Genomic DNA, 24827 nt, shown 5'->3' with positions numbered 1-24827 from the left:
GGGGTGTCCCTATGTTGTTGTCAAGGGGCAGACGGTGTACTCACCGAAGGGTTTCGGGGGTAGTGCGTTGCTGATTGCCGGGCATGGCTGAGTAGCTGGCCAAAGAAGACTGCTTTCGACCAGCTCAGCAGCTACTCTTTGTCTATGCGGCGGTTCTGGCAGGCACCTCCTTAAAGAACTCGCCGCGGGTCAACATCGCGTAAATGACGTTGCACCGCCGTCTGGCCAGGCACATCACCGCCGCATTGTGACGCTTGCCTTCGGCGCGCTTCTTCTCGTAGTAAACCTTGGACGCCGGGTGGGACCGCAGGGACGCGAACGCCGAGTAAAACAACGCATTCTTAAGTCTCTTATTGCCCGACCTGGCGGGGAATTCGCCTCTGATGGATGTTCCGGACCGTCGGGTGACTGGGGCGATGCCGGCATAGGCGGCCAGGTGCCCGGCGGACCGAAAGTCAGAACAGTCGCCGACGGCCAGGAGAATATTTGCGGCGGTCTTGATACCCACTCCCGGCATGGACATCAAGACCTCGGAAAGAGGGAAGTCCTGAAGCAACTCCTCGACCTGATCAGCGATGGTTTTCCGCTGGTTCAGCAGGGACTTGATGTTGGCCGCTAACTGCGGAATCACCACCTCAGCTGCCGCGGTGCCGGGCACGGTGACGGTCTGGGCCTTGAGCCCTTCAAAGATCGCGTCCACCAATACCGTGGGATCTTTCGTGGACCGTTTGGCCATCCAGCCCAGTACCCGCTGGTAGCCGGCCTTCTTCAGCTTCGTCGGCCCGCCATAATGGATCAGCATCTCCAAGACCAGAGGCCTGGTGATCACGTCACCGGGCAATGCTCGTTCGAAGCTCGGGTAGATCTGAGTCAGCACACTGCGCAGCCGGTTGATGGTGCGGGTGGCGTCTTTGGCGATGTCGTCATCGAAGCCGGACAGCATCTTCAACGCCGACAGGACCTCATCGTCGCGGTCCACGGACCGCAACGTGTGCAGTGTGTTTTGTCAACTTTTTGTCTGCCAAAAGAGCGCGGAAAACCCGGCCACCTCAGCGGGTTTTCCGGCCATGTGAGCGTCAGGTCATCAGGGCGTGCTTGACGCGGTAGGACTCGCCCGTGAAGTGCAGGAGCCTGCCGTGGTGGACGATCCGGTCGATGACCGCGGCGGCCATATGATCATCACCGAAGACGGCACCCCACTTGGAAAACGCCAGGTTCGTCGTCAGGTGAGTATTCGCAGTTGTGAAGGCCACCCGATCATGCGGTTGGGGGCCAGCGGTATTGCCTGCGGGGGCCGGTGACCGTAGGGATGGGGGCCACCGGCCGACGCTGGGTGTTTCCTACTGGTTCATCGTGACGTGCTCCCGCATGTTGTGGGTGCCGGTGTCGACCCAGATGGTGTTGTGCACGATCCGGTCCATGATCGCATCGGCGTGCACCCCGGATCCGAGCCTTTGATGCCAGTCCTTCTTGGCGTATTGGGTGCAGAACACCGTCGATGCGGAGTCGTAGCGACGCTCGAGCAGTTCCAGCAGCATGCTGCGTATGGCCTCATCCGGATGATCCAGCAGCCACTCGTCGATCACGAGGACAGTGAACGCGGCGTACTTCTTGAGGAACTTCGTCGCTCCCTGGGGTTTGTCGCGTGCGGTGGCCCAGGCTTCCTCCAGATCCGGCATCCGGATGTAGTGCGCCCGATACCGGTGCTGGCAGGCCTGCTTCGCCAGCGCGCACCCCAGGTAGGACTTCCCCGACCCGGTGAAGCCCTGGAACACGACATTCTGGTGGCGTTCGATGAACCCGCAGGTCGCCAAGGTAGCCAGCAGGTTGCGATTCAGTCCTCGTTGCTCGACCAGGTCGATCCGACGCAGATCAGCAGCCGGATAGCGCAGGCCGGCCCGGCGGATCAGCCCGTCGACCTTGCCGTGGGTGAAGGTGGCATACGCCTCATCGACGATCAGTCGCAGCCGCTCCTCGAATCCCATCCCCAGGACGAGGTTCTCGTCTTCGGCGTCGATGGCCTCCAGCAGGGCGGTCGCGCCCATGTCGCGGAGTTTGCGTTTGGTTTCCATGTCGATGCCGCTCATTTCACGTCTCCTGCGTAGTAGTCGGTGCCGCGGACAAATCCGCCTTCCTCCACCGGTTCCTCCCGGGGTGGACGCTGCCGGGCGGCCTGATCCTGTCCGGTGGCCAGGATCGGGTGCAGGTGCACGTACCGCGGGGACCGGACATGCCCGGCCAGCGCCAGCCTGCAGGCGTCCTCGACCCGCTCGGCGGAATACCGCCGCGTCAACCGCAACACCGCCAGGGCGGCATTCAGGCCCTGCTCGTCGACGGCCACCGATTCGAAGATCCGGTTGACCACCACCGTCGCGGACGGACCCACCCGGCCTGCCCACTCCCGCACGCGCGGGGCGTCCCACGGCTGGTAGCGCTCCCCGGCGGGTAGATCAGCGTCGTTGGTGCGGTACTGATTGGCTGATCCCTCGGGAAGCAGCACATGGCTGCTCACCCTTTGCTGGCCGGAGTAGACCTGCAGCACCCGGTCGGTGATCCGCAGATCCACACCCGTACCGATATGGGTGACTGGCACCGAGTAGAAATTCTTCTCCCACACCACGTGCCCGTTGCGCCCGACCCTCCGGCCGTAGACCCACCGGCTGATCTCATAGGCGACCTGCGGAAGCCCGGTCAGCAGGGGGTGTTCCTCGGTGGTGAAGACACTGGCCCGGGAGCCGTCCCGCTTCTGGAAAGGCTCGGCGTTGTAGGCCGCGACCTGGTCGGTGACCGCGGCCGTCAGCTCCGGAAGCGACGTGAACTGCTGGTCACGTAGCTGCGCGATGACCCGCATCGCGACATGCCAGACAGTATTTTCCACGCTCGGTTTGTCCTTCGCTTTGCGCACCCTGCCCGGTAGTACGGCGGCCGAGTAGTGTGCGGCCATCTCACGGTAGGCGTCGTTGAGGACGATCTCACCGTCGCGGGGATGTGTGATCACTCCGGTTTTGAGGTTGTCGGGCACGATCCGCGGTACCGATCCGCCGAAGGCGGTGAACATTGCGACATGGGCCCGCAGCCAGGACTCCTGCGTCATGTCCAGGCTGGGGTAGACGAACGAGTAGCGGCTGAAGGGCAGGCACCCGACGAACAGGTACACCGGCCTCGGGGTGGCGTTGACCGGGTCAAACAGTGTCATCGTCGGTCCGGACCAGTCGACTTCGACGCTCTGGGCGGCCTTGTGTCCGACCCTCGATGCCGCCCCGGTGACCAGGACGTGGCGCTGGTAGGTCCGACAGAACCGGTCGTAACCCATCGCCGGGGCACCGGTGGCCGCACACCTGTCGGTGTACTCGCCGTGCAGCAGCTTCAGGGTCACGCCGACCCGGGCGAGTTCCCGGTGGACGTTCTCCCAGTCCGGCTGGGCGAAGATGCTGTGGTGCTGTCCCCGGCCCGGGAACAGCAGGTCATAGACTTCGTCCTCGGGACGCTCGGCGACATCATCCCAGCTCACACCCGCGGTGTCGGCTGCTTCCAGCACAGCGGTGATGCTTTTTCGGGACATACCCTGTGACGCGGCGATCGTGCGTCCTGACAGGCCCTCGGAGCGTAGCTGGAGTATCAGCTTCGCTCTGATCTTTCGTACCATTGGCTTGCTCCTTCCGCCGTGTGCCCTATACACACGGCGGGAGGAGCGTAAGCGTGGTGGCCCCCGAGCGCACCACGAGTGGCCCCGAGGCCTACGAACCCGTCCTCAGCCTGCCGGCCCCCGGACACGCGACCGGTGGACCCCAGTGAAGCGAATATTCATCAGGATCAGACTGCGCTTTTCGTAGGCGTCGGCGATGACCTGGAACAACAATCTGGCTCCCTCGGTATCGATGGGCAGGTAGCCGAATTCATCGATGACCAGCAGCCGATTCTTGGCCAGACTGGCCAGTTCCTTATCAAGCCTGTCCGCGTCTTTCGCCCGGCGTAGATGCGCGACCAGGGAGGCGGTGGTGAAAAACCTCGCGGGGATGCCCGCCTGGCAGGCCTGGGCGACCAGCGCGCAGGCCAGATGTGTTTTCCCGGTGCCGACATCACCGTAGAAGACCAGATCACCACCGGTGTCGAGGAAGTCCAGACAGCGCAGCTGATCCCGGCCGTAGCCGGCAGGGAAGCCGATGTTGCTCCAGTCGTAACCGTCGAGGGTCTTGATCATGGGCAGTTTCGCCGCGCGTAACAGCCGGGTACTGCGCGCTGTGTGACGGGACTGCTGCTCGGCGATGAGCAGCCCGTGGAGGTACTCGCGTTGCTTCGGGGTGCCTTTCTCAGCCCATTCCGCGAGCACCGCCGCGGTCAGCGAGGTGGCTTTCCCTGCGGTGATGATGTCGACCGCGGTGATCGGTTCTGTCATGCCCCCACCTGGACTTCCTGAGTGTTGGACAGGTGTGCCCGGGTGGTTTTCGGCAGCAGGTCATAGATCGACAGATCTACGCCCGTGGCGGCAGGCTCGGTGCCGTGGGCGATGCGGCGGGCGAGCATCCCCAGTCCGGGGCCGGCGGGATCCTGTCCCACCGCGATCATCTGTTCACAGGCGGTGATGGCGGTGGTGAAGGAGGTGGCGGTGCTGGCCTGGTTGATGCCGGCCAGCATGCGGGCACGGTCGGTGGCGTCGGCGGCGTCGAGCACGTCACGGACGGTGTCGGGCATCAGGGGGCGCACGGGTGAGTTTGTCCAGGCCCCGGGCTTGGCGATCAGCGCCGGCAGCAGGGATATGGGGGTGAAGATCGTCTGATCCTGGTGGTCATAGGATCTGGGGAAGGTCACCACCGGGCGGGAGGTCTCATCCAGGATGTCGATGATGTCATGGCGGATCGCCACTGTCAGTGCCCTGCTGCCGAAGGAGGGGCCGGCGAGGTAGAAGTTGTCGTCGACGGTGATGGTGCCGGTCTTGTCGGCCTTGCGGGATTCGTAGCGCACCGGATCAAAACCGACCCCGGGCAGGTCCAGGCAGGCGGCGAGATCCTCGGCGAACAGCTCGATGATGGGTTGGTGTTTGCGCCAGTGCGGTGTCAGCGCCAGATCCTGACATCGGGTGAGGAAGTTGGTGTTGAGTCCGGTCAGGGTGGTGGCCACAGGTTCGGGGACCATGAGGTTGCGGCGCAGGAACCCGACGGCGTTTTCCACGTTGCCTTTCTCATGACCGGAGTACGGGTTACAGTAGCGCGCCGTGGTTCGGTAGTGCAGCTTGAACGCGGCAAACAGCTTCGACTCGATGACCTTGGCCCCGGTGCGTCGGCCGACACCGGTGGCATTGTCGAAGATCAGCTGCCCGGGCACACCCCCGATGTGTTCGAAGATGGTGCGCAGCCCATGGCAGACACATTCCGCGGTTTCCCCACGGTAAGCCTGGATGAAGCGCATGTTCGAGTAGGGGAACGTCACGATGAGGATGTGCAGGTTCATACGTTCGCCGTCGATGATGGCTTCTGCCTGCCCGAAGTCGACCTGGGCGGTGCCGGGTGCCCAGGTCAGTTCGATGTAGCCGTCACCAGGTTGGCGGTGGGCCTGGCGCCAGGCTTTGATGTAGCGCTGGACAGGTGAATACGAGCCGGCGTAGTCATATTCGGCCACCAGGCGGTCGAAGACGCGTCGGCTGGTGTGGCGTTGCTTGCGGGGGCGTTTCTTATCGTCCTCGAGCCAGCCGTCGATGATGACCTCGAGTCCGTCGAGGACTTTCGATCCGGGACGTTTCATCGTTGGCGGGGTTGGGGAGAAGTCCTCGATGCTGGTGTATTTGGCCACCGAGTCGCGGCTGACGTTGAGTCGGCGGGCGATGTCGCGGCCGGAGACTCCCTGGGAGTCGAGTCTCCTGATATCTTCTACAACGGTCATGGGTACCGCCATCTTCTTTCGGGTTCCTTATCTCTTAGCGCCCCCGCTTGTGAAAAGGGTCGGGAAGCGTCGAGGAGGAACCTATCTAACGGTGGCGGGGCCTGTGACCATTGGCTTTAGGTCACAGCCGTGGATGGGGTGCGGGCCCGGCCACCTGGGGTGAGTGTGATCGTGTCTTCGGGGATAAACACACCGGCAACCGCCGCCGACGGGTGGAAGGCGGGTGTGCGGTGGGGTGGCCGGTTTCCCGTGCTCTTTTGGCAGGAAACCAGCCGCTGAGATAGCCGGGAGATGTTGCTCAACCGGCCCACAAAGAGTTGATCACACACAACAATCTCCGCGATCACCGATGCGGTCCTCGAGGAGGTGATGATCTGGCAGAACCGCCAACTCGAGGAGTTCTACCCCGTGATCTTCCTCGATGCGTTACGCATCAAAGTCCGTGACGGGGGCCGGGTGGTCAACAAATCCGCGTACCTGGCTATCGGGGTGGACATGGACTTCGATCAAACACATCCTCGGTATCTGGCTGGCGAAAGAGGAAGGAGCCTCGTTCTGGGCCCAGGTGTGCGCCAACCTCGCTACCCGCGGCGTACACGATGTGTTTATCGTGTGCTGCGACGGGCTCAAGGGCCTGCCGGAGGCTGTGGAAGCCACCTGGCCGGATTCGATGGTCCAGACCTGTGTCGTCCATCTGATCAGGGCAGCGAACCGGTGGGTGGCCTACGGAGATCGCAAAGCGGTGTCCGCCCAGCTGAAGAAGATCTACACCGCCCCCACCGAGCAGACCGCTCTGGCGGCGTTGGCGGAGTTCGAGGCCTCCGAGCTGGGGGAAAAGTACCCGCAGTCAGTCAAGGTGTGGCGCGATGCGTGGGACCGGTTCATCCCGTTCCTGGAGTTTCCTCCCATGGCCCGGAAGGTGATCTACACCACGAACTCGATTGAGTCGATGAACAACGAGCTGCGCAAAGCCACCCGGAATCGGGTGCAGTTTACCAACGATGATTCCGCGATCAAAACCTTGTGGTTGATGATCTGCAACATCGAGGACAAACGGGCCGCCAAGCGCGCTAAGCAGGGCAAACGGGTCGCGGCTACCAGTGGCCGGCTGATCGAGGGCAGGCGGGTGACGAACTGGAAGCAGGCCATCAACCAGATGTCTGTGGCCTACCCGGACCGCTTCGAGCCCTACCTCTAATAATCACGCCCCACACAAACAACTTGACACGCTCCCAGATGAGCACAGGGTCGGGCCCATGTCCCGGTTATGTTTTGGTTAAATGGATAGACTCATTGAGTGAAAATAATATAGATACTTAGGTTAACGAATCAGGAATCGCGGATTCCAGGATAGAGAGAGTTACCTCATGAAACTTGCTAAATCAGACCTTCAGATTGAAACAATCGTGACTCGTATCAATGCAGGAGAGCTTGATCTCCAACCGGATTTCCAACGGGGGGAGATCTGGGACAAAAAACGGCGGCAGCGCCTCATCGATACGATTCTTAGGGAGTGGTATGTCCCCGGGGTGCATATCGTAAAAAATCCTGAAGGGGAAGAAGTTGTCCTCGATGGGCAGCAACGCCTCGCAGCGATTCGTGATTTTTTCGATGACAAGATGACAATCGATGGCAGCATCGAACCACATGACGACCTGATCGCAAGTCTTGATGGATTGAACTATTCAGAGCTTCCGCCTGCAATCAAGAAAGCTGTGAACAGGTTTGCTTTGCCCACGCTCACGCTTTATGACTATGGCCCGGAGGAGCCAAATGAACTTTTTTTCAGGCTCAATCAATCCTACAACCTGACTCCATCCGAGAAGCGGAATGCTCTCCATGGCAAGCCTCGCGATCAAGTCAAGCAACTAGTTGATGAGTTAACCGATTCTGGACTTCTTCATAGCACGAGAATCGGTTTTACGAACGGGCGATTAGCGTATGACGACATCGTTGCACGAACATGTGTGGCACTCGAGAGAGGCACCCTACGACAGCACATCAACAACAATGTAGTTGAACAATTCTATCGGAAGGCAGCGCCTTTTTCTGGCGAAACTGTAGAAGGTGTCCGAAAGTCTGGAGCAGAGCTACTTCAACAAATCGAACAGAGTGAGGAACGGATTAAGTTCAACAAGGGCACTCTGCAAACATGGCTTTCCTTTTGTTACTGGGCTCCTGTTACCTCTGGAGAGCTTCCGCCGCGGTTGCTCGCACAGTTCGAGATGGATCGCGCGCTTGTTAAAAAGGGAATGCAGCCAATTAACAGGGATAAGAGCGGTGCAGTTATTGAGATACTGCGGCTCTACGATGATCGTGCTTCCTATCGAGTAACAGATGTTTCATCAGTCCTTATACGTGACCTGGCAGTTCATCTTTACTCGGAAACTGTATTCGAAACGCCGCCTCGCCAAGGATCTGATGAATTGATTATGCGGCTAAACAACGATTTAGGATCTGCTCAAACACTTGTTACCGAGTACCTAAACCGCAGTCAATGGGGAGAACAGCTCGTCAAACCTAAGGTTGAACCATGAGACGGGCAGCTGAACAAGATGTGTGGAGAGCTCTCCACAAGAGTCAGCAACAGCAAACAAGTAAGCCTGTCGCTTTTGGCAAAGTCAACTTCGATATATCGGTCCCTTGTACGGTTATCGGAGGGCGAAATGGCGCGGGAAAAACTCGTCTTTTGAAATATATTGAAGATCATCTAGGCGATAACGGTCTGCTGCTCAACCTTCACTTTCTTTGTGAACAGGCGCTCATAGTATTACGGTCGCGCGATGACTTTAGCGAAATGACCCAAGAATTCGAAGTTCTTGGTCCTGATAAAGATCGACAAGATGATGTGCAACGTATCATCGGCCGAGAGTACGAGCGTATTGAATGGTATGCGCTCGAAGTGGAGCCGAGCGATAAGACGGTCGCTGAGCGATTTTGCTGGGGAGGCGAACAACCATTACTCCCGTATTTTGAGGTTCAAAGCCATGGGGTGCGTTATTCCTCAGAGAGTATGGGCTTAGGTGAATTCTCTGTCCATATGCTTTTCTGGATACTTGAACAATATCGCGGAGTCGAAAACCTGACCCTTTTACTCGATGAGCCTGACGCTTATCTCCCCCCAATTGGTGCTTCTGCACTACTCGTCCGTCTCTTGAATATTTGTTTGCAGCGAGGGTGGCGATTAATTATCTCCACTCACTCATCTGAGATGATCGCTGAGGCTCTGGGCGCTGAGGCTTTCATGCTTCTTCGCACTGATGTTGAGGGAGGAATCATAGCAGTTCATTCCCAGGATGATCCCAGTAGCGCCGATACGCTTCTGGCACGCCCGCCGATTCGTCATATTATTTTTGTAGAAGACGAGTCTGCATTCATGCTTGCCCGCATATTGATTGAAAAGTTGGACAGGCGTTTAACTAAGACCAGCGCAATCATTTGGGGGAATGGAGCTGGCTATTTGAGTGCGCTTCAGCAGCATTTGCCACGCCCACCGAGCTCCGATCTTCACTACGTTTATCTTTTTGATGGCGATCAGCATGAAGATTTCAAGAAATCGACTAGTAAACAATGGCCTGCGCTCCTCCTTCCAACTAAAGACGATCCAGATGAACTCTTTCGAACTCTTCGAACTAGTGTTGGGAAACTTGCGGAGCGCTTGCGTATCCCCGGAGAAGAACTCGGTCGCTTCTTGGACAGCATAGAAGGAGAAGATCCGCATGATTGGGTTAATGACTTCGGACATGAGTATGGACGCCAACAGGTGTTGAGGACACTCTCCGAATTATGGGTGGAAAGTAATGAGGCGGCTGTCAGACCTTTCCTTGAAGAGCTTAAAAAAGCCCTTGGCAAATGATCAACCTTGGTATACTTGAGTACTCGGTGTTGATGCAGTTTACCTAGCTTGGATATTCCATCAAATTGCCGCTTTCGTCTTCATTAACTCAATCGAAACCTTTATTCCGCCTTGGAGACTCTCGTCTTGGGCGGAAAAATTCAATCTACAACAATTGAGTTGTGGGTGCTGCCGATTTCGCCTACGGCTGTGGGGTTCGGAGCGGCTGCGCGGCGTCGATTGCGGGCCTCCTTATGCATGGTAATGGGGGTTGCATCCAGTACTCGGTTCACCATAATCGATAGAAACCGCCCTGCAGACAGTGCTCTTGGTACTTCTCTGTGGAGTAGATCAACACGGGGAAAATTAGCCGGGGAGGTAGCTACGTCGTCTTGTGGTGTGGATACCGGAGTATCACTATTATTCTCGGCTCCGTCGACACCAGGTTCAGCAAGTGTTGAAATTTCTGATTCTTCTTCATCGGAGTCTTGAATGAGGTCGTCATAGTCGAACATGATCAGACAGGTCGCGTGGTAGGCGTCTTCTTCATTGCCGAGTTTTCCGAGTAGGTCGATCAGCCATTCTGCGGTGTCAGGTTCTTTGGTGAGAATGTCTGATCGCAGCCCGTAGACGAAGCCGAGTGCAGCCTGGGGATGTCTCATCCTTAGGTTCTTCACGTCACCGTAAGACTCTTCAATTCTGTTGGCGGCGTTTTTTCCGTAGGAGGAGTCCATACGCTTGGTGGAGATCAACAGCTCAGGTCCTGTCGCCCAGTCCGTCATGATCACATCCACCTGCTTGAGATAGTTCTTACCGAGGATGTTTGCGCTTGCAGCGGTCACTCCCCGGATGGAGGATTTTGAGGCCAGTCGCTCCTGTAGGGAGGCTCGCTCTGCACGGGGTAGGGCCGCAAGTAGATGAGAAATCGACATCGGCAGGATGCGGGGGTGTTCGGCTCGGGGCCATGTGTGGTCCGAGTGAAAGCCGGCTCGTCGGAGCTCATAGCTAAGCCATACGTCCAGAGCCAAAGCCGGGACACCACTTTGGGACGTGGCTTTCAGCTGCAGTGGAACGCCGAGTAAGTGTGTCAGCGTATCGAAGTCAGGTTCGTAGCGTAGGGACCCGTCATCATTTGTTGCCCATGGATGGCTGTGCTCTCCTCCGGGTGCTGCCTGCTTGACAATCTCGTCGAACAGGATCCACGCTTTGTCTTTGGCACTTGATTCAGCGGCCACTGATCCCCCTTGCACTACGTCGGTGAGCCATACGCTCACGAGCTTCTCGGACGGCACCGAGATGTCGAAGTATATCTGCATCGATGTTGTGGAAGAGCACATCATCGACAAGGCGGACAGCATCGAGGAGTCTGCTGGTAGCTAGGAGTTTTCTTACTTGATCTTTGATCTTCCTCAGTGCGTCTGCGTGGGTGTCCACCAGGGCGGGGAAGGCGTCAGCCATATATCGGCTTCTCGGGGTTCTAGTTTCAGGACACCGCCGCCATATGCACGTCCGACAATCTCGGCGTGCATGAGTGTGATGGAGTTCAAGCTGGCCAGGGGAAGCAGCTCACGTCCGAGCTCCTGGTACTGGTCTGCTAGGTAGACGCCATGGACTGAGTTCAGGTGGTAGGCCTTGGCTTCGTTGGTTGTCAAGCGTGGGGTATCGGCGTTCATACAGGTCAGTAGTAGGTCTGCCGGAGCTATCAGTGGTACTTGGTACCAGGTTTTGCGGACTCGGCATTTGTAGGCGGTATCAACTCCGGTGTCGTGGCCGGCTTGGATGTAGGCGGCTGCGGCTTCGGAGTGGTGTTCGCTGGGGTGGAACAGACGCGTGGATTTTCCCTCTTGGCCAAGGCGTTGCAGTTGCTTTGTGGTCAGCTCCAACCCGCGTAGGTGGGCACTACCGGGTGGGGACAGCAGGAGGGTCTCGCTGCGTGCAAGGCCTACTTGTTTGACTCGTTGGGGAGATAGCGCGAAGTACTTGTTATTGCCGGTGACAATTCCTAGGGTTGTCTTACCCCATGTCTGGAGACCAGAGAAGGCTTCTTGCGCGGATAGTGCCTGCAGGGCTACGAGTGCTTCTGCCCCGGCGAGGCTGCCCGTCCATTTCCCGGATGCAGTGGGAGGGGTCCAGGAGACCGACTCCTCACTGAGGGAGGCGAGGCTAGTAGCATTTTTCGTCAACCGCATGGTGGCCTCGGTGGTGGGTCCCTGTCCGTAGCCATCAGCTAACAGAAGCACGACGTCTGTTTCAACACCGGGGAAAACCTGTTCGTCGAACAAGACGAGTTGGATATTCGCGAAGTTATCGAACAGGAACTGGCGAACGGGGGCTGCGTAGTTGACACTCATCAGTTCCGCAGGCAACACGAGCCCGAGTCGTCCTCCGGGTTTGAGGAATAGGGCGGAGTGGATAACAAATGCTGCCCAACTCGAGGCCAGCCGGGAGAGGCGTACTCCCGCCTTCAGAGCAGCTTCAGCTGCCCTGATACGGGAGACTCCGGAGAAATCCTGGTAGCGAATATACGGAGGGTTACCAATCACCGCGTCATAGACGGGGTGCGGGGACACAGTGAAAAAGTCACTGATGGTGATCTCCGGGCGGCCCCCTGCGGCCACGACCCGCTCATGTCCGATCGTGGCGCTGTGCTCGTGGATTTCCACACCTTCGATACGAGGGACCGCTGCCGGATTACCCGCGAGGACTTTTAATCGATCCACAGCAGCAACCATGAACGCGGCATCGCCGGCAGAGGGTTCCATGACTCGGTCAGTAGCGTTGCGAATAGCCCAGGTGGAGATGAAGTGAGAAATGCCTTCCGGGGTGAAGAAGGCGCCGCGTGCCTTTCTCAGGGCAGGCGTATCGGCTTCGAACAAGGCTTCCAATTCAGGCATGGGTCTATTGTGCGCATTCTCTAGTCGAAAATACAATGAGACCTCCTTTTCGGGCAACGTCAAGTTGGGTTTCTATCTTTTTCTCCGAGTCGATGAGAAAACGGATTAGGGGCTCTTCCGGATCTGGGGTGCGTAGCCGGGATGAGAGAGCCAGCATGAGGATCGGGACCCACCACAAGATATAGGGGTCCCCGGTGCGAAGATGAAAGCTCCTACACAACCATCTTTCGCCCCGAGGACCTATGCCCGATTCTACGTCTCTTATTGCTGACACCATCATCCGGACCGTTGAACTCGGCCTGACCATCACGGGCGCCGCGATCGATGAGCGCCACACGTGGATCACCTGCCGCCCGGTGGAACAGGATGCCTCCTGCCCGGCCTGCGGTGACGAAGGCCGACTGCGTGATCACCGGATCCGTGAACTCGTGGACCTGCCCGTCGTCGGGCATCCCACCCGGTTACGGATCCGGCTACCCCGGTTCACCTGCACCAACACCGCCTGTGCGACAAAGATCTTTCAACAGCAACTCGTGTGCGCGAAACCGAAAGCCAAGCTCACCGACCGCTGCACCCGCTGGATCCTCCAGCGCCTGGCGATTGACCGCATGAGCGTTGCCGCGATCTCGAAGTCCCTGGACATCGGCTGGGATCTGGTCAACCAGGTAGCCCTCGAACAGGCTTGGGAGCTGATCTACGCTGATCCCACCCACCTGGCCGGAGTCCGCGTGCTGGGGGTCGATGAGCACAAATGGAAACACCGCCGTGGCGACGGTACTCCCGGTTTCGTCACCGTCATCGTCGACCTGACGCCGAACGTGGACGGCACCGGGCCCGCCCGGCTGTTGGACATGGTGCCGGGCAGATCCGCTGAGGTGCTGCGCCGCTGGCTCGCCGCCCGGGAGAAGTCCTTCCGCGACCGGGTGAAAGTCGTGTCGATGGACGGATTCGCCGGCTACCACACCGCCACCACCGAGCAGTTGCCGAAGGCGAGGAAGGTGATGGATCCGTTCCATGTGGTGCATCTGGCCGCTGACAAGCTGACTATGACCCGGCAGCGGATCCAGCAGGACACGTGCGGGCATCGCGGCAGGTCAGGCGACCCGTTGTACGGGGTGCGGCGGATCCTGTTGACCAGGATGGGACTGCTGACCGACAAGCAGAAGGCGAAGCTGGACGCGGTGTTCGCTGATGAGCGGCACACGGCTGTGGATGTCACGCATTGGACGTATCAGGACATCATCGCAGCCTATGAACATCCCGACCGTCGGGTCGGGAAACGCTGGATGTACAAAATCATGTGCCGGATCCGGAAAGATCTCCCCGCCGGGGGTGCAGGAGCTGGGGCAGTTGGGTCGGACGATGTGGAAACGACGGGCAGAGATCCTCGCGTACTTCGACACCGGCGCTTCCAATGGCCCCGTCGAGGCCATCAACGGACGGTTGGAGCACCTGCGTGGCATCGCACTCGGGTTCAGGAACCTCAACCACTACATATTGCGGTCACTGATCCACTCCGGAGGACTCCAGGCCAAGATCAACGCACTCTAAAACCGGAAGGGCCCGTTTACGTTGAGCGACAGTAACTACGTTTTATGCGAAGAAATTTTCCAGCTTCCCTTCACCCCCTTTAGCATCTTGCCCGAACCCCTGCCATGTAACTGATCTCAGCACCAGAACAAGGACTTGCACCCGCAACTCCTCCTCCCCCACATTTCCCGTCACCCCACCCAGAAATGACGAAAAACCGGAGGTCACAAACCCCTTCGAGTTTGTGACCTCCGGTCGTTGCGGTTCGAGAACCGCTCGTGGTGCCCGGGGGGGACTTGAACCCCCACGTTCTTACGAACACTGGCACCTGAAGCCAGCGCGTCTGCCAATTCCGCCACCCGGGCTGGGTGGTTCTACATTGCCCGGTGATTAAATCCGCCGGTCGGTGTGCGACTTCATTAAGATAACAGCCTGCCGGAAATTTCCCAAACAAGCAGGTCATCTAACGTTTCCGCCGGGGGAGGGAACGTGAGTTTCGTCGCGTTCCGGATACTCTCGTCTACGTAACTACGGGGTGTGCCCCTTATACTAGTGTCCGTCATGGGCGCGGGCGTTACATCCCGCGCCAATTGGAGTTGCCGAATCGGCTGATAAGCAGGACGGATAAGGAGGTCGCGCATCATGGCCATGATGGCTCGTTTCGCCAAGTTGGACAGTGCTCTGCAGCGCGGCCTCGACAACGGATTCGCCTTTGTCTTCGGTGGCCGGGTGGTCCCGGCGGAGATTGAGGAGCTGCTCAAGCAGGAGGCGGAGGATAACCTCGCGGTCACGGAGTTTGGTACGGAAGCACCGAATGTGTACGTGGTGGGTGTCTCGTCGAAGGATCTGGAGTCGCTGTCCCAGGCGAATGATCATCTGCCGACCGGTTTCGCGGATCAGATGTCACGGTTCTGCCGTAACCACGGGTGGCAGTTGGCCGGCCCGGTGGTGGTGCGGATCGCGGAGGAGTCCGGTCTGCGGACGGGTCAGTTGCGGGTGTCGTCCTATGCGGACGGTAATCCGGCCGACAGCAGCGGGTTCGATGCGATCAGTGCCGGGGATCCGGCGACTGATCCGCAGGCCGCAGCCGTGAACAAGGATGGTGCGGTCAGCCGCGCGAATGTTTCCCAGGAGGAGAACATGAACGATCACGACGTGCCCACCGAGCTGACGGAGGTGCCGAAGGATCCGGTGGTCAGCCTTCTGCTGCAGGACGGTTCGTCGCGCACGTACCTGGTGCAGGAGGGGTCGAACATCATCGGCCGCAGCAATGACGCGCATTTCCGGCTGCCGGACACGGGTGTGTCTCGGCAGCATGCGGAGGTGACGTGGGATGGTCAGGATGCGGTGCTGGTGGATCTGGAGTCGACGAACGGCACCACGGTCAATGACACTCCGGTGGAGAACTGGCTGCTCGCGGACGGCGATGTCATTACGATGGGCCATTCCCATATTGAGGTCCGCATTGTGGACCCGAATCACCGCTAGTCAACCACAGAGGAGGTAGCCGTGGATTCGATCGTGTTGCTGGTGTTCCGCATCGGTCTGCTCGTTCTGCTGTGGTTGTTCGTGCTCATGGCGTTGCGTGCGATGCGCAATGACGTGAAGGTGGCGGCCGGTCCGGTCGCCACGGGCGCCGGGAACGCTGCGCCGCGGTCACGTGCCGCGGCGGTGGTGCCGGGGCGTCGAGAAGCGGCGCGACAGCTGACGGTGGTGGACGGACCGCTGACGGGGTCCCACATGGAGGTGGCGACCCTGTCGGAGGTGGTGCTGGGCCGCAGCCCGGAGAGTGATTTCCAGGTGGGGGACGATTACGCGTCGTCGCGCCACGCCCGCCTGTTCCGCCGCGGCTCTGACTGGTTCGTGGAGGACCTGGATTCACGCAACGGCACGTTCGTCGGCGGATACCGTATTGACCAGCCTGAACGCGTAGGCGTGGGCACCGACATCAAGGTCGGCCGGACGACTGTGAGGCTGGTTCCGTGACACCGAATTCGACTCTGCGACTCAACTACACCGTCCAGTCGGACCGGGGTCTGGTCCGCGGCAACAACGAGGATTCCGCGTACGCGGGCCGAGATCTGCTCATCATCGCCGACGGCATGGGTGGGCACGCGGCCGGTGAGGTGGCCAGCCAGCTCATGGTCACGCACCTGGAGCGGCTCGACGCCGACCCAGCGGACAATGACATGCTCGCCCTGCTCGGCGGGGTCGCCGATGACGCGAACCGTGAGATCGCGCAGGCGGTGCGGGACCATCCGGAGACCGACGGCATGGGCACGACCCTGACGGCGCTGATGTTCAACGGCCGGGAGTTCGGCATGATCCACGTGGGTGATTCCCGTGGTTACCGGCTGCGGGACGGCAAGCTCAGCCAGGTCACCGTCGACGACACGTTCGTGCAGTCGCTGGTGGACGAGGGCAAGCTCGACCCGGCGGACGTGTCCTCGCACCCGCAGAAGTCACTCATCCTCAAGGCGTACACGGGCCGGCCGGTGGAACCGACCCTGGCCACCCTCGACGCCCGCCCCGGTGACCGTCTGCTGCTGTGCTCGGACGGCCTGTCCGACCCGGTGACCGCCTCCACCATCGAGTCCACCCTGGCCACCGGCACCCCGGCGGATGCGGCGCGCCGTCTCATCGAGCTGGCGTTGCGCTCCGGCGGGCCGGACAACATCACGGTGGTCGTCGCCGATGTCCTCGACGACGACGCACTCGATGACGACGCCCGCGCCGCCCTGCCCTCCGTCCCCGTCACCGCGGGCGCCCTGCTGGGTGAGTCGGAGGAGAACTCGCACCCGGACACCTCCGCCGGTCGGGCCGCCCTGCTGGGCCGCCAGCCGAAGAAGATCTCCCCGGACGGGGAGGTGGAGACCCAGGACATCGGCGCCTCCACCATGGCCCCGCCGGCCACCGGCGCGACCGTCGCCCAGCGGCCGGCGGGAGGTGGTGGCAGGGCCAGGACGTTTCGTCTCTCCGCCCTGATTCTCGCCCTGCTCGCCGTCATCGGCCTGGCACTGGCCGGCTGGTGGGCGTACTCCGCCATGGACCGCACGTACTTCATCGCCACCGCCGACAACGACCACCTCGTCGTCGAGCGTGGCATCGACTACTCCGTCTTCGGCCGCGACCTGCACTCCCCGTACCAGGAGGCCTGTCTCGACGAACGCGGTGACCTGCGGATGGTGGACGTGGGCAGCGCCGAGGAATGCTCCCCCTTCGAAACCACCGACCTCCCTGAGTCCGTCCGCTCGTCGGTCGACGGCCTGGACAGCGGCTCCTACGACGACGTCACCCAGCAGCTGCGCCGCCTGGCAGACGAGGCCCTGCCCGTCTGTCTGGACCGCCCGGCCGGGGACGCCGACACCGCTGACGAGGCGGGCAACGGCGACGGTGACCTCTCCAAACCCGGCGTCAACTGCCGGGAGGTGGCGTAGATGAAAGCCCTCTTCCGTCGCCGCACCGAGCTGGGACTGCTCATCCTCGCCGCGGTCTTCCTCGCCGTCACCCTGGCCAACCTCGAGCTCAGCCAGGGCAACGCCCTGACCACCGACATGCTGTGGCTCATCGGCGGATTCATCGTCGTCTTCTCCATCGCGCACGTCGCCCTGTGTCTGCTCGCGCCGCACGCCGACCAGATCATGCTGCCGGTCGCCTCGGTGCTCAACGGGCTGGGGCTGGTGACCATCTACCGGCTCGACATCGCCAACGGCACCGGCATGGCCACCCGCCAGGTGATGTGGACGCTGGTGGGCATCGTCCTGCTCATCGGCGTGCTCGTGGTGCTGCGTGACCACAAGTCGTTGACCCGCTACTCCTACCTGCTGGGACTTATCGGCCTCGTCCTGCTGGCCCTGCCGCTGGTGTGGCCGACCTCGATCAACGCGGACGCCCGCATCTGGATCAGCATCGGCCCGTTCTCGGTGCAGCCGGGTGAGTTCTCCAAGATCCTGCTGCTGCTGTTCTTCGCGCAGCTGCTGGTGAGCAAGCGTGCCCTATTCAACGTCGCCGGCTACCGCTTCCTCGGCCTGGAGTTCCCCCGCCTGCGTGACCTGGCCCCCATCTTCGCGGTGTGGGCCGTGGCCATCCTCATCATGGCGGTCTCCAACGACTTCGGCCCGGCCCTACTGCTGTTCACCACGGTGCTGGGCATGATGTACCTGGCCACCGCCCGGGCGTCCTGGCTGCTCATCGGCGTGGCCATGGTCGGTGTCGGCGCGTTCGCCGTCTACCAGGTGTCCGCGAAGATCCAGGAGCGCGTGACCAACTTCCTCGACCCGGTGGCCAACTACGACTCCACCGGTTACCAGCTCTCCCAGTCCCTGTTCGGCCTGTCCTGGGGCGGGATCACCGGCACCGGCCTGGGGCAGGGCCACCCGGAGATCGTGCCGGTGGCGCACTCGGACTTCATCCTCGCCGCCGTCGGCGAGGAGCTGGGCCTGATCGGCCTGGCCGCCGTCCTCGTGCTCTTCGCCCTGCTGGTCTCCCGGGGTTTCCGCGCCGCCCTGACGGTGCGTGACTCCTACGGCAAGCTCGTCGCCGCGGGCCTGTCGCTGACCATCGCCATCCAGATCTTCGTGGTCACCGCCGGCATTTCCGCGCTCATGCCCATGACCGGCCTGACCACCCCGTTCATGTCGGCCGGTGGTTCCTCGCTCATGGCCAACTACATCCTGCTCGGTCTGCTGCTGCGGATCTCCAACTCCGCACGCCGCCCGGCCGACAGCACTGGCGCCACGGAGAACCCGGCCGCCCTCGAGTCCGGGAAGGCGGGCGACGGCACCGGCCTGTTCCCGGCGCCCCGACCAGGGGAGGTGACCCGCTAGATGAACCGTTCCATCCGTCTCGTCGCGGGCTTCGCCCTCCTGCTCACTCTCGTCCTGCTGGCCAACCTCACCGTCATCCAGGCCTTCCGCGAGGACGAGTACGCCAACAACGCCCTCAACCAGCGTGGCTTCCTGGAGATGAAGTCCATCCCGCGCGGCCAGATCTCCACCGGCGGGGTGGTGCTCGCCGCCAGCCGGGCTGGCGCCGAGGGGTTCTACGACCGTTCCTACCCGGCCGACAACCCCGCCGCCTATGCCTCGGTCGTGGGTTACCTCTCTGACCAGTACGGTGCCTCCGGCATCGAGGCCTCCTACAACCAGGTGCTCAACGGCACGGATGATGCGCTGGCCACCTCCCGGTGGTGGGACACCATCACCGGCAAGGAGACCGCCGGTGCCAACGTGGAGCTGACTCTCAACCCGAACGCCCAGCAGGTCGCCCACCAGCAGCTGGTGGCCAACGGCTACGAGGGTGCAGCCGTGGCACTCCGGCCCTCCACCGGTGAGGTGCTGGCCATGGCGTCGTCCCCCAGCTTCGACCCGAACCCGATCGTCAACGACGCCACCGCCGAGCAGGCGTGGGCCGAGGTGAACAACCGCCCGGGTAACCCGCTGATCAACCACGCGAGCCAGGAGACGCTGCCGCCGGGGTCGATCTTCAAGATCATCACCACCGCCGCCGGCCTGCAGAACGGCTACTCCGCCGATTCGCGGGTCACCGGTGCCTCGGAGATCACCCTGCCGGGCACGGAGACCACGCTGACCAACTACGGGGTCAGACCTGCGGCGGTTCGGAGGAGGTCTCGCTGGAGACCGCCTTCGCGCTCTCGTGCAACACCGCTTTCGTGGAGATGGGCGTGGACATGGGCCCGGACGCCCTGCGCCAGTCCGCGGAGGCCTTCGGCGTCGGCGAGACCTACGATCTCGGGGTGCCCATGGCGAGCGGCTCGCTCGGCGAACTGCCGGATGCCGCGGCGCTCGGCCAGTCCGCGATCGGCCAGTACGACGTCACCATGTCGGCCCTGCAGGCCGCGGTCATGGCCGCCACGGTGGCCAACGACGGCCTGCGGATGGAGCCCTACCTGGTGGACCGGATCACCGGCACCGACCTGCGGGAGCTGCGCAGCCACGACACCCACGAGGTCACCCAGGCCGTCAGCCCCGAGATCGCCGACCAGCTCACCGACCTCATGTTCGCCTCCGAGCGCAACACCGCCGGTGGCGGGGACAACGGCCTCGCCTCGAAGACCGGCACCGCCGAGCACGGGCCGGAGGGTACGCCGCCGCACACCTGGTACGTGGCCTTTGACCCGGACGCGGACGTGGCGGTCGCGGTCGTCGTGAAGAATGGTGGCGGGTACGGCACCACCGCCACCGGCGGGCAGGTGGCGTCCCCGATCGGCCGGGCCGTCCTCGACGCCGCCCGCAACGAGGGAGGACAGTAATGGCTGACACCGAGGGTCTCGACCGCCTCCAGCGCCTCATCGGCGACGACTACCGCCTGCAGTGGATCATCGGCCACGGCGGCATGTCCACCGTGTGGCTCGCCGACGACATGGTCAACGACCGGGAGGTGGCCATCAAGGTCCTGCGCCCGGAGTTCTCCGACAACACCGAGTTCCTCGACCGCTTCCGCAACGAGGCGACGACCGCCCAGCTCATCGACTCCGACAATGTCGTGCGCACCTACGACTACCGGGAGGTCCCCGACCCGTCGGGACACACCTTCTGCTTCATCGCCATGGAGTACGTCCGCGGCGAGTCCCTGGCGGACCTGCTGGCGCGGGAGAAGCAGCTCGACGAGTCACTCGCGCTCGACGTCCTCGAGCAGACCGCCCACGGTCTGTCCATCATCCACCGCATGGACCTGGTCCACCGCGACATCAAGCCGGGCAACCTGCTGATCACGCAGAACGGCGAGGTGAAGATCACCGACTTCGGTATCGCCAAGGCGGCGGCCGCGGTTCCGCTGACGCGGACCGGCATGGTCGTGGGCACCGCCCAGTACGTCTCCCCCGAGCAGGCGCAGGGCGGGGAGATCACCGCCGCGTCCGACGTGTACTCCCTCGGCGTGGTCGGCTACGAGATGCTCGCCGGACAGCGCCCCTTCACCGGTGACTCCTCCGTCTCCGTGGCCATCGCCCACATCAGCCACGCCCCGCCCGCCCTGTCCACCGGGGTGAGCGCCCCGACCCGGGAGCTCATCGGCATCGCCCTGCGCAAGGAGCCGGGGCAGCGTTACGCCAACGGCAACGAGATGGCGCTGGCCGTCTCCGCCGTCCGTCTGGGCGAACGCCCGCCGCAGCCGAAGTCCGCGGCCATGACCCAGGTCGCCCGGGAGCCCTCCCCGACCGAGTCGACCCGGATGCTCGGCGCGGCGACGCATCCCACGACGGTGCGTCCGGCCACCGCTTCTCGACGCCCCGTCACCTCGCCCGGTGGCATCACCGCCGTCCCCACCCCGGCCGTGGTCCCGGCGCGGCGCTCCGGCGGCGGCGGGTTCGGCGCCGGCATCGCCCTGGCCGTCATCATCGCCGCACTGCTGGCCGGCGGCATCTACCTGGCCTACCAGTCCGGACTGCTCGACGGCGTCACCGGCGGCGGGGAGACCTCCACCCCGGAGACCACGACCTCCGAGCAGGAGATCATCACCGAGTGGGTCACCCCGACGGAGCAGGCCCCGGCGCCCGAGCCCACCCCGGAGCCGAGCCCGGAGGCCATCACGGAGTGGATCACCCCGACCGTGGATTCGCCGTCCCCGGAGCCCGAACCCACCCCGGAGCCGGCACCCACGCAGCCGGCCCAGCCGAGCCCGCCGGCCCAGCCCACCCAGCCGGCGCCGGCGACCCCCACGGACGCCCCGGCCCCGGGGCTGCCCGCCCTGCCGGGGAATCTTCCCGGTCTCGGAGGTAACTGATGACCCTCATCGGCGACCGTTACACCCTCGGTGAGGTCATCGGCACCGGCGGCATGTCCGAGGTCTACGCCGCCGAGGACACCCTCATCGGCCGGGGCGTGGCCGTGAAGATGCTCCGCCTGGAGCTGGCCCGCGACGTCAACTTCCGGGAGCGGTTCCGCCGGGAGGCGCAGAACTCCGGCAGGCTCAACCATCCGTCGATCGTGGCGGTCTACGACACGGGTGAGACGGTCGTCGACGGCATCGACGTGCCCTACATCGTCATGGAGCGTATCCACGGCCGCACCCTGCGGGAGGTCATCCGGGAGGGCGGGCCGTTGAGCCCGGCGCGCGCCGCCCAGACTCTCGTCCCGGTGTGCCATGCGCTGCAGGCCAGCCACGACGCGGGCATCATCCACCGGGACATCAAACCGGCGAACATCATGATCACCAACACCGGTGACGTCAAGGTGATGGACTTCGGCATCGCCCGGGCGCTCGACGACTCGACCTCGGCGATGACGCAGACCTCCGCGGTGATCGGCACCGCCCAGTACCTGTCCCCGGAGCAGGCCCGCGGCAAGGCGGCCGACGGACGTTCCGACGTCTACGGTCTCGGCTGCGTGCTCTACGAGGCGATCACGGGCCGCCCGCCCTTCGAGGGCGAGTCCCCCTTCGCGGTGGCGTACCAGCACGTGCAGGAGAATCCGACCCCGCCGTCGGAGCTTGTGGCGGAGCCGCTGTCGCCGACCGCGGCCATCAACGTCGACGCCGTGGTGCTCACCGCCATGGCCAAGCACCCGGCCGACCGCTACCAGTCGGCCGCCGCGATGGGCGAGGACCTGCAGCGCCTGGGCCGCAACGCGGTCACCGACGCCGCCCGGCACCACATCGCCGCGGAGGAGGACCGGGCGCGGGAGGAGGAGCCCCCCACCGTCGTCGCTCCCCCGGTGCGCCCCACCCGGGTCGCCGGTGCAGCCCCCGCAGCGGCCCCGGCCACCGCTGCGGCTGCCCAGGCAGCCCCGTCGGGTGGCAGCCACCGCCGCGAGGACCGCGGCAACCGCTGGCTCGCGTGGGTCGCCGCCCTGCTCGCCCTCGTCGCCGTCGGCGTCGGCGGCGCGTTCCTGTGGGACCTGGTCCAGGGCCGCGACGACGAGGTCACCATGAGCCAGCTGGTCACGGTCCCGGATGTCACAGGCACCCAGCGGGCGGAGGCCGTCGCCCAGCTCGAGGAGCTGGAGCTGCGGGTCGACGTCAACGAGGAACCCAGCCCCGACATCCCCCGCGGGGAGGTCATCCGCACCAACCCGACCGCCGGGTCCCAGCTGCAGAAGGGCACCGCCGTCACCGTCACCGTGTCCTCGGGCCGGGAGATCACCGACGTGCCGGACGTGCGGGGCATGACCCCGCAGGAGGCGGCCGACGCCCTCGCGGCCGTGGACCTGCAGCTGGAGCAGCAGGTCCGGGAGGTCTCCTCCGAGGACGTCACCGCCGGCCGGATCGCCGAGCAGTCGCCGGCCCCGGGTTCCCAGCTGTCCAAGGGGTCACGGGTGTCGGTGGCGGTGTCCACCGGCCCGGCGCTCGTCCGGGTGCCGTCGATCACCGGCATGCAGCTCGAGCAGGCCGAGGAGACCCTGGCGTCGGTGGGCCTGAGTTCGCAGGTCACCTCCGTCGACTCCTTCGAGCGGGAGGGCCAGATCCTCAGCGTGGCCAACGAGGGCGCGATGGTCGCCCCGGGCACCGCGGTGGGTCTCGAGGTGTCCAACGGGATGCTGGTGACCATGCCGGATCTCACCCGCCTGTCGCAGGCCGACGCGCTGGCCGCGCTGCGTGAGGCCGGCTGGGAGGGCACCGATGCGCAGCTGCGCACCGGCGATCCGGTCCCCACCGGCGCGCTGGTGGACCAGGGTCTCATCGGTGCGCAGGAGCCGGCGAACGGGGCGTCGATACGCAAGGACGCCACGGTGACGGTGCGCTACTGGGAGTTCGACGTGGGCACCCTCATCCCCGGCACGCGCCCCTGACCGGGTGGCGCTGCTACCCTGAATCCACCTGACGTACGGAAAGGCGAGACATGCCCAAGGCAAAGATCACGAAGAGCTCCATCCCCACATCGACCACCCCGACCAACCGCACCCCGGTCAAGATCAACACCGGCGGCACCCCGCTCTGGTACAAGATCCTCATGTTCGGGTTCATGCTGCTCGGCCTGGTGTGGCTCGTGGTCAACTACCTCGCCGGCGACCAGATCCCGTTCATGCTCGAGCTCGGCGCGTGGAACTACGGCATCGGCTTCGGCCTGTTCGTCATCGGTCTGCTCATGACCATGGGCTGGCGCTGACCCACCGGGAGTGAGCGTGGACCGGGCACCGTGGGGGTGGTGGCGCCGGCACGCTCTGCTTGTCGACGTCGCCCTGGTCGCCGTCGTCCTCACCTACAGCCTGCCCATCCTCCCGCAGGTCCCCGGCGCTGACGGCCGGGTGGGCCCGCTCACCGTCGTCTCCCTCGCCCTCGGCGCCGCCTACCTGGCCCCCGTCGTCGGCCGTGGCCCGCCTTCGGCGGCATGGTCGCCCTGGCGCCACCGGCTTCCGACAGCCCGTCGTTGCCCAGACGGTGATCTTCCGGCTTTCTCCCCTGTCGACCGGCTTATGACGCTCACCCGGGCGACCCTGACTGCTGCCCGCCGATCGTCAGGGGTCACCCCTGCCGTCACCCTGCAACCGGGACTGAGCCGGCTTGCCACCACTGACGCCGCCACTGCGGGACGTCACCGTGCAATTCCCTGCGCTCTCCCCCGACCCCGACACGTCGGGGTTGTCCCCACCCCGGTGGACAACCCCGGCGTGTTATTCACCGTTTCTCCACCGGCGGTCGGCGCGGAATCTGTCCACAGGAGTTATCCACACTGTGGATAGTTACAGTGATGTCATTTCTCGAATGGCACGCCGTCGATGGCGAGAACCATGCCT

At 63.0% G+C, this 24827-nt stretch carries 16 protein-coding genes, 1 tRNA gene and 4 pseudogenes; 12 read left to right on the top strand and 9 right to left on the bottom strand.

The window, feature by feature from the left end; translation table 11 throughout:
- Positions 1-142 precede the first annotated feature (142 nt).
- The 6 genes and pseudogenes from QP029_RS04135 to istA (QP029_RS04110) all read right to left on the bottom strand — a co-directional run.
- A pseudogene (locus QP029_RS04135) lies at positions 143-994 on the bottom strand (IS110 family RNA-guided transposase); the annotation flags it as partial.
- Positions 995-1076: 82 nt separating this feature from the next.
- Positions 1077-1253, bottom strand: coding sequence for an ATP-binding protein (locus QP029_RS04130; protein ID WP_349293716.1), 177 nt, complete (start codon positions 1251-1253; stop codon positions 1077-1079).
- 87 nt (positions 1254-1340) lie between these two features.
- Positions 1341-2087: an ATP-binding protein gene (locus QP029_RS04125; protein WP_284874266.1), complete on the bottom strand. Its 747-nt coding sequence runs from the start codon at positions 2085-2087 to the stop codon at positions 1341-1343.
- A complete protein-coding gene (gene istA, locus QP029_RS04120; protein ID WP_284875189.1) occupies positions 2084-3646 on the bottom strand; it encodes an IS21 family transposase in 1563 nt (520 codons plus the stop codon). Before istA (QP029_RS04120) ends, QP029_RS04125 begins: the two co-directional genes overlap by 4 nt.
- Before the next feature lie 105 nt (positions 3647-3751).
- Positions 3752-4396 (bottom strand): ATP-binding protein, encoded by a 645-nt coding sequence (locus QP029_RS04115; RefSeq protein WP_284875582.1) that lies wholly within the window; start codon positions 4394-4396, stop codon positions 3752-3754.
- Positions 4393-5877: an IS21 family transposase gene (istA, locus tag QP029_RS04110; RefSeq protein WP_284875581.1), complete on the bottom strand. Its 1485-nt coding sequence runs from the start codon at positions 5875-5877 to the stop codon at positions 4393-4395. Before istA (QP029_RS04110) ends, QP029_RS04115 begins: the two co-directional genes overlap by 4 nt.
- Before the next feature lie 321 nt (positions 5878-6198).
- Between istA (QP029_RS04110) and QP029_RS04105 the strand changes: the two are divergent.
- The 3 genes and pseudogenes from QP029_RS04105 to QP029_RS04095 form a co-directional block, all read left to right on the top strand.
- A pseudogene (locus QP029_RS04105) lies at positions 6199-7075 on the top strand (IS256 family transposase); the annotation flags it as partial.
- A gap of 169 nt (positions 7076-7244) precedes the next feature.
- Positions 7245-8414 (top strand): DUF262 domain-containing protein, encoded by a 1170-nt coding sequence (locus tag QP029_RS04100; protein ID WP_284875580.1) that lies wholly within the window; start codon positions 7245-7247, stop codon positions 8412-8414.
- Positions 8411-9733, top strand: coding sequence for an ATP-dependent nuclease (locus tag QP029_RS04095; RefSeq protein WP_284875579.1), 1323 nt, complete (start codon positions 8411-8413; stop codon positions 9731-9733). The genes QP029_RS04100 and QP029_RS04095 overlap by 4 nt, the downstream gene beginning before the upstream one ends.
- A 140-nt stretch (positions 9734-9873) precedes the next feature.
- On the opposite strand, the gene QP029_RS04090 is transcribed toward QP029_RS04095, so the two are convergent.
- On the bottom strand, positions 9874-10947 hold the full coding sequence (locus QP029_RS04090; protein ID WP_284876147.1) for a hypothetical protein: 1074 nt from the start codon (positions 10945-10947) through the stop codon (positions 9874-9876).
- A 174-nt stretch (positions 10948-11121) separates the two neighbouring features.
- Positions 11122-12606: an Eco57I restriction-modification methylase domain-containing protein gene (locus tag QP029_RS04085; RefSeq protein WP_284875578.1), complete on the bottom strand. Its 1485-nt coding sequence runs from the start codon at positions 12604-12606 to the stop codon at positions 11122-11124.
- A gap of 242 nt (positions 12607-12848) precedes the next feature.
- Between QP029_RS04085 and QP029_RS04080 the strand changes: the two are divergent.
- Positions 12849-14157: pseudogene (locus tag QP029_RS04080) on the top strand (ISL3 family transposase).
- 258 nt (positions 14158-14415) lie between these two features.
- Here the strand turns inward: QP029_RS04080 and QP029_RS04075 are convergent.
- A tRNA-Leu gene (locus QP029_RS04075) sits at positions 14416-14501 on the bottom strand.
- A 277-nt stretch (positions 14502-14778) separates the two neighbouring features.
- Between QP029_RS04075 and QP029_RS04070 the strand changes: the two genes are divergently transcribed.
- The 8 genes and pseudogenes from QP029_RS04070 to crgA all read left to right on the top strand — a co-directional run bounded on the left by QP029_RS04070 (position 14779) and on the right by crgA (position 24199).
- Positions 14779-15624, top strand: a complete 846-nt coding sequence (locus tag QP029_RS04070) for an FHA domain-containing protein (RefSeq protein ID WP_284875577.1) — start codon at positions 14779-14781, stop codon at positions 15622-15624.
- 21 nt (positions 15625-15645) lie between these two features.
- Positions 15646-16122, top strand: coding sequence for an FHA domain-containing protein FhaB/FipA (locus QP029_RS04065; RefSeq protein WP_284875576.1), 477 nt, complete (start codon positions 15646-15648; stop codon positions 16120-16122).
- Complete coding sequence (locus QP029_RS04060) at positions 16119-17573, top strand: PP2C family protein-serine/threonine phosphatase (protein ID WP_284875575.1); 1455 nt, start codon at positions 16119-16121, stop codon at positions 17571-17573. The genes QP029_RS04065 and QP029_RS04060 overlap by 4 nt, the downstream gene beginning before the upstream one ends.
- Positions 17574-18962: an FtsW/RodA/SpoVE family cell cycle protein gene (locus QP029_RS04055; protein WP_284875574.1), complete on the top strand. Its 1389-nt coding sequence runs from the start codon at positions 17574-17576 to the stop codon at positions 18960-18962. It begins immediately after the preceding gene.
- Positions 18963-20407, top strand: a pseudogene (locus tag QP029_RS04050) (penicillin-binding transpeptidase domain-containing protein).
- Positions 20407-21879, top strand: a complete 1473-nt coding sequence (locus QP029_RS04045) for a serine/threonine-protein kinase (RefSeq protein ID WP_284875573.1) — start codon at positions 20407-20409, stop codon at positions 21877-21879. The pseudogene QP029_RS04050 and the gene QP029_RS04045 overlap by 1 nt, the downstream one beginning before the upstream one ends.
- The gene (gene pknB, locus QP029_RS04040) at positions 21876-23882 is read left to right on the top strand and encodes a Stk1 family PASTA domain-containing Ser/Thr kinase (RefSeq protein WP_284876146.1); all 2007 of its coding nucleotides are present in this window, start codon (positions 21876-21878) and stop codon (positions 23880-23882) included. The genes QP029_RS04045 and pknB overlap by 4 nt, the downstream gene beginning before the upstream one ends.
- 50 nt (positions 23883-23932) lie before the next feature.
- A complete protein-coding gene (crgA, locus tag QP029_RS04035; RefSeq protein WP_284875572.1) occupies positions 23933-24199 on the top strand; it encodes a cell division protein CrgA in 267 nt (88 codons plus the stop codon).
- The last annotated feature ends 628 nt before the right edge of the window (positions 24200-24827 follow it).

Origin of the sequence: Corynebacterium suedekumii, from assembly GCF_030252185.1 — a bacterium.
In the GTDB taxonomy this organism is placed as follows: domain Bacteria; phylum Actinomycetota; class Actinomycetes; order Mycobacteriales; family Mycobacteriaceae; genus Corynebacterium; species Corynebacterium suedekumii.
The sequence above is the reverse complement of the archived record's forward strand: the minus strand, read 5'-3'. Positions and strand labels throughout refer to the sequence as shown.

Excerpts from the sequence above, each read along its gene's own strand:
- QP029_RS04125 (WP_284874266.1), bottom strand. The coding sequence starts at position 2,087 with ATGAGCGGCATCGACATGGAAACCAAACGCAAACTCCGCGACATGGGC.
- istA (WP_284875189.1), bottom strand. The coding sequence starts at position 3,646 with ATGGTACGAAAGATCAGAGCGAAGCTGATACTCCAGCTACGCTCCGAG.
- QP029_RS04115 (WP_284875582.1), bottom strand. The coding sequence starts at position 4,396 with ATGACAGAACCGATCACCGCGGTCGACATCATCACCGCAGGGAAAGCC.
- istA (WP_284875581.1), bottom strand. The coding sequence starts at position 5,877 with ATGACCGTTGTAGAAGATATCAGGAGACTCGACTCCCAGGGAGTCTCC.
- QP029_RS04100 (WP_284875580.1), top strand. The coding sequence starts at position 7,245 with ATGAAACTTGCTAAATCAGACCTTCAGATTGAAACAATCGTGACTCGT.
- QP029_RS04095 (WP_284875579.1), top strand. The coding sequence starts at position 8,411 with ATGAGACGGGCAGCTGAACAAGATGTGTGGAGAGCTCTCCACAAGAGT.
- QP029_RS04085 (WP_284875578.1), bottom strand. The coding sequence starts at position 12,606 with ATGCCTGAATTGGAAGCCTTGTTCGAAGCCGATACGCCTGCCCTGAGA.
- QP029_RS04070 (WP_284875577.1), top strand. The coding sequence starts at position 14,779 with ATGGCCATGATGGCTCGTTTCGCCAAGTTGGACAGTGCTCTGCAGCGC.
- QP029_RS04055 (WP_284875574.1), top strand. The coding sequence starts at position 17,574 with ATGAAAGCCCTCTTCCGTCGCCGCACCGAGCTGGGACTGCTCATCCTC.
- QP029_RS04045 (WP_284875573.1), top strand. The coding sequence starts at position 20,407 with ATGGCTGACACCGAGGGTCTCGACCGCCTCCAGCGCCTCATCGGCGAC.
- crgA (WP_284875572.1), top strand. The coding sequence starts at position 23,933 with ATGCCCAAGGCAAAGATCACGAAGAGCTCCATCCCCACATCGACCACC.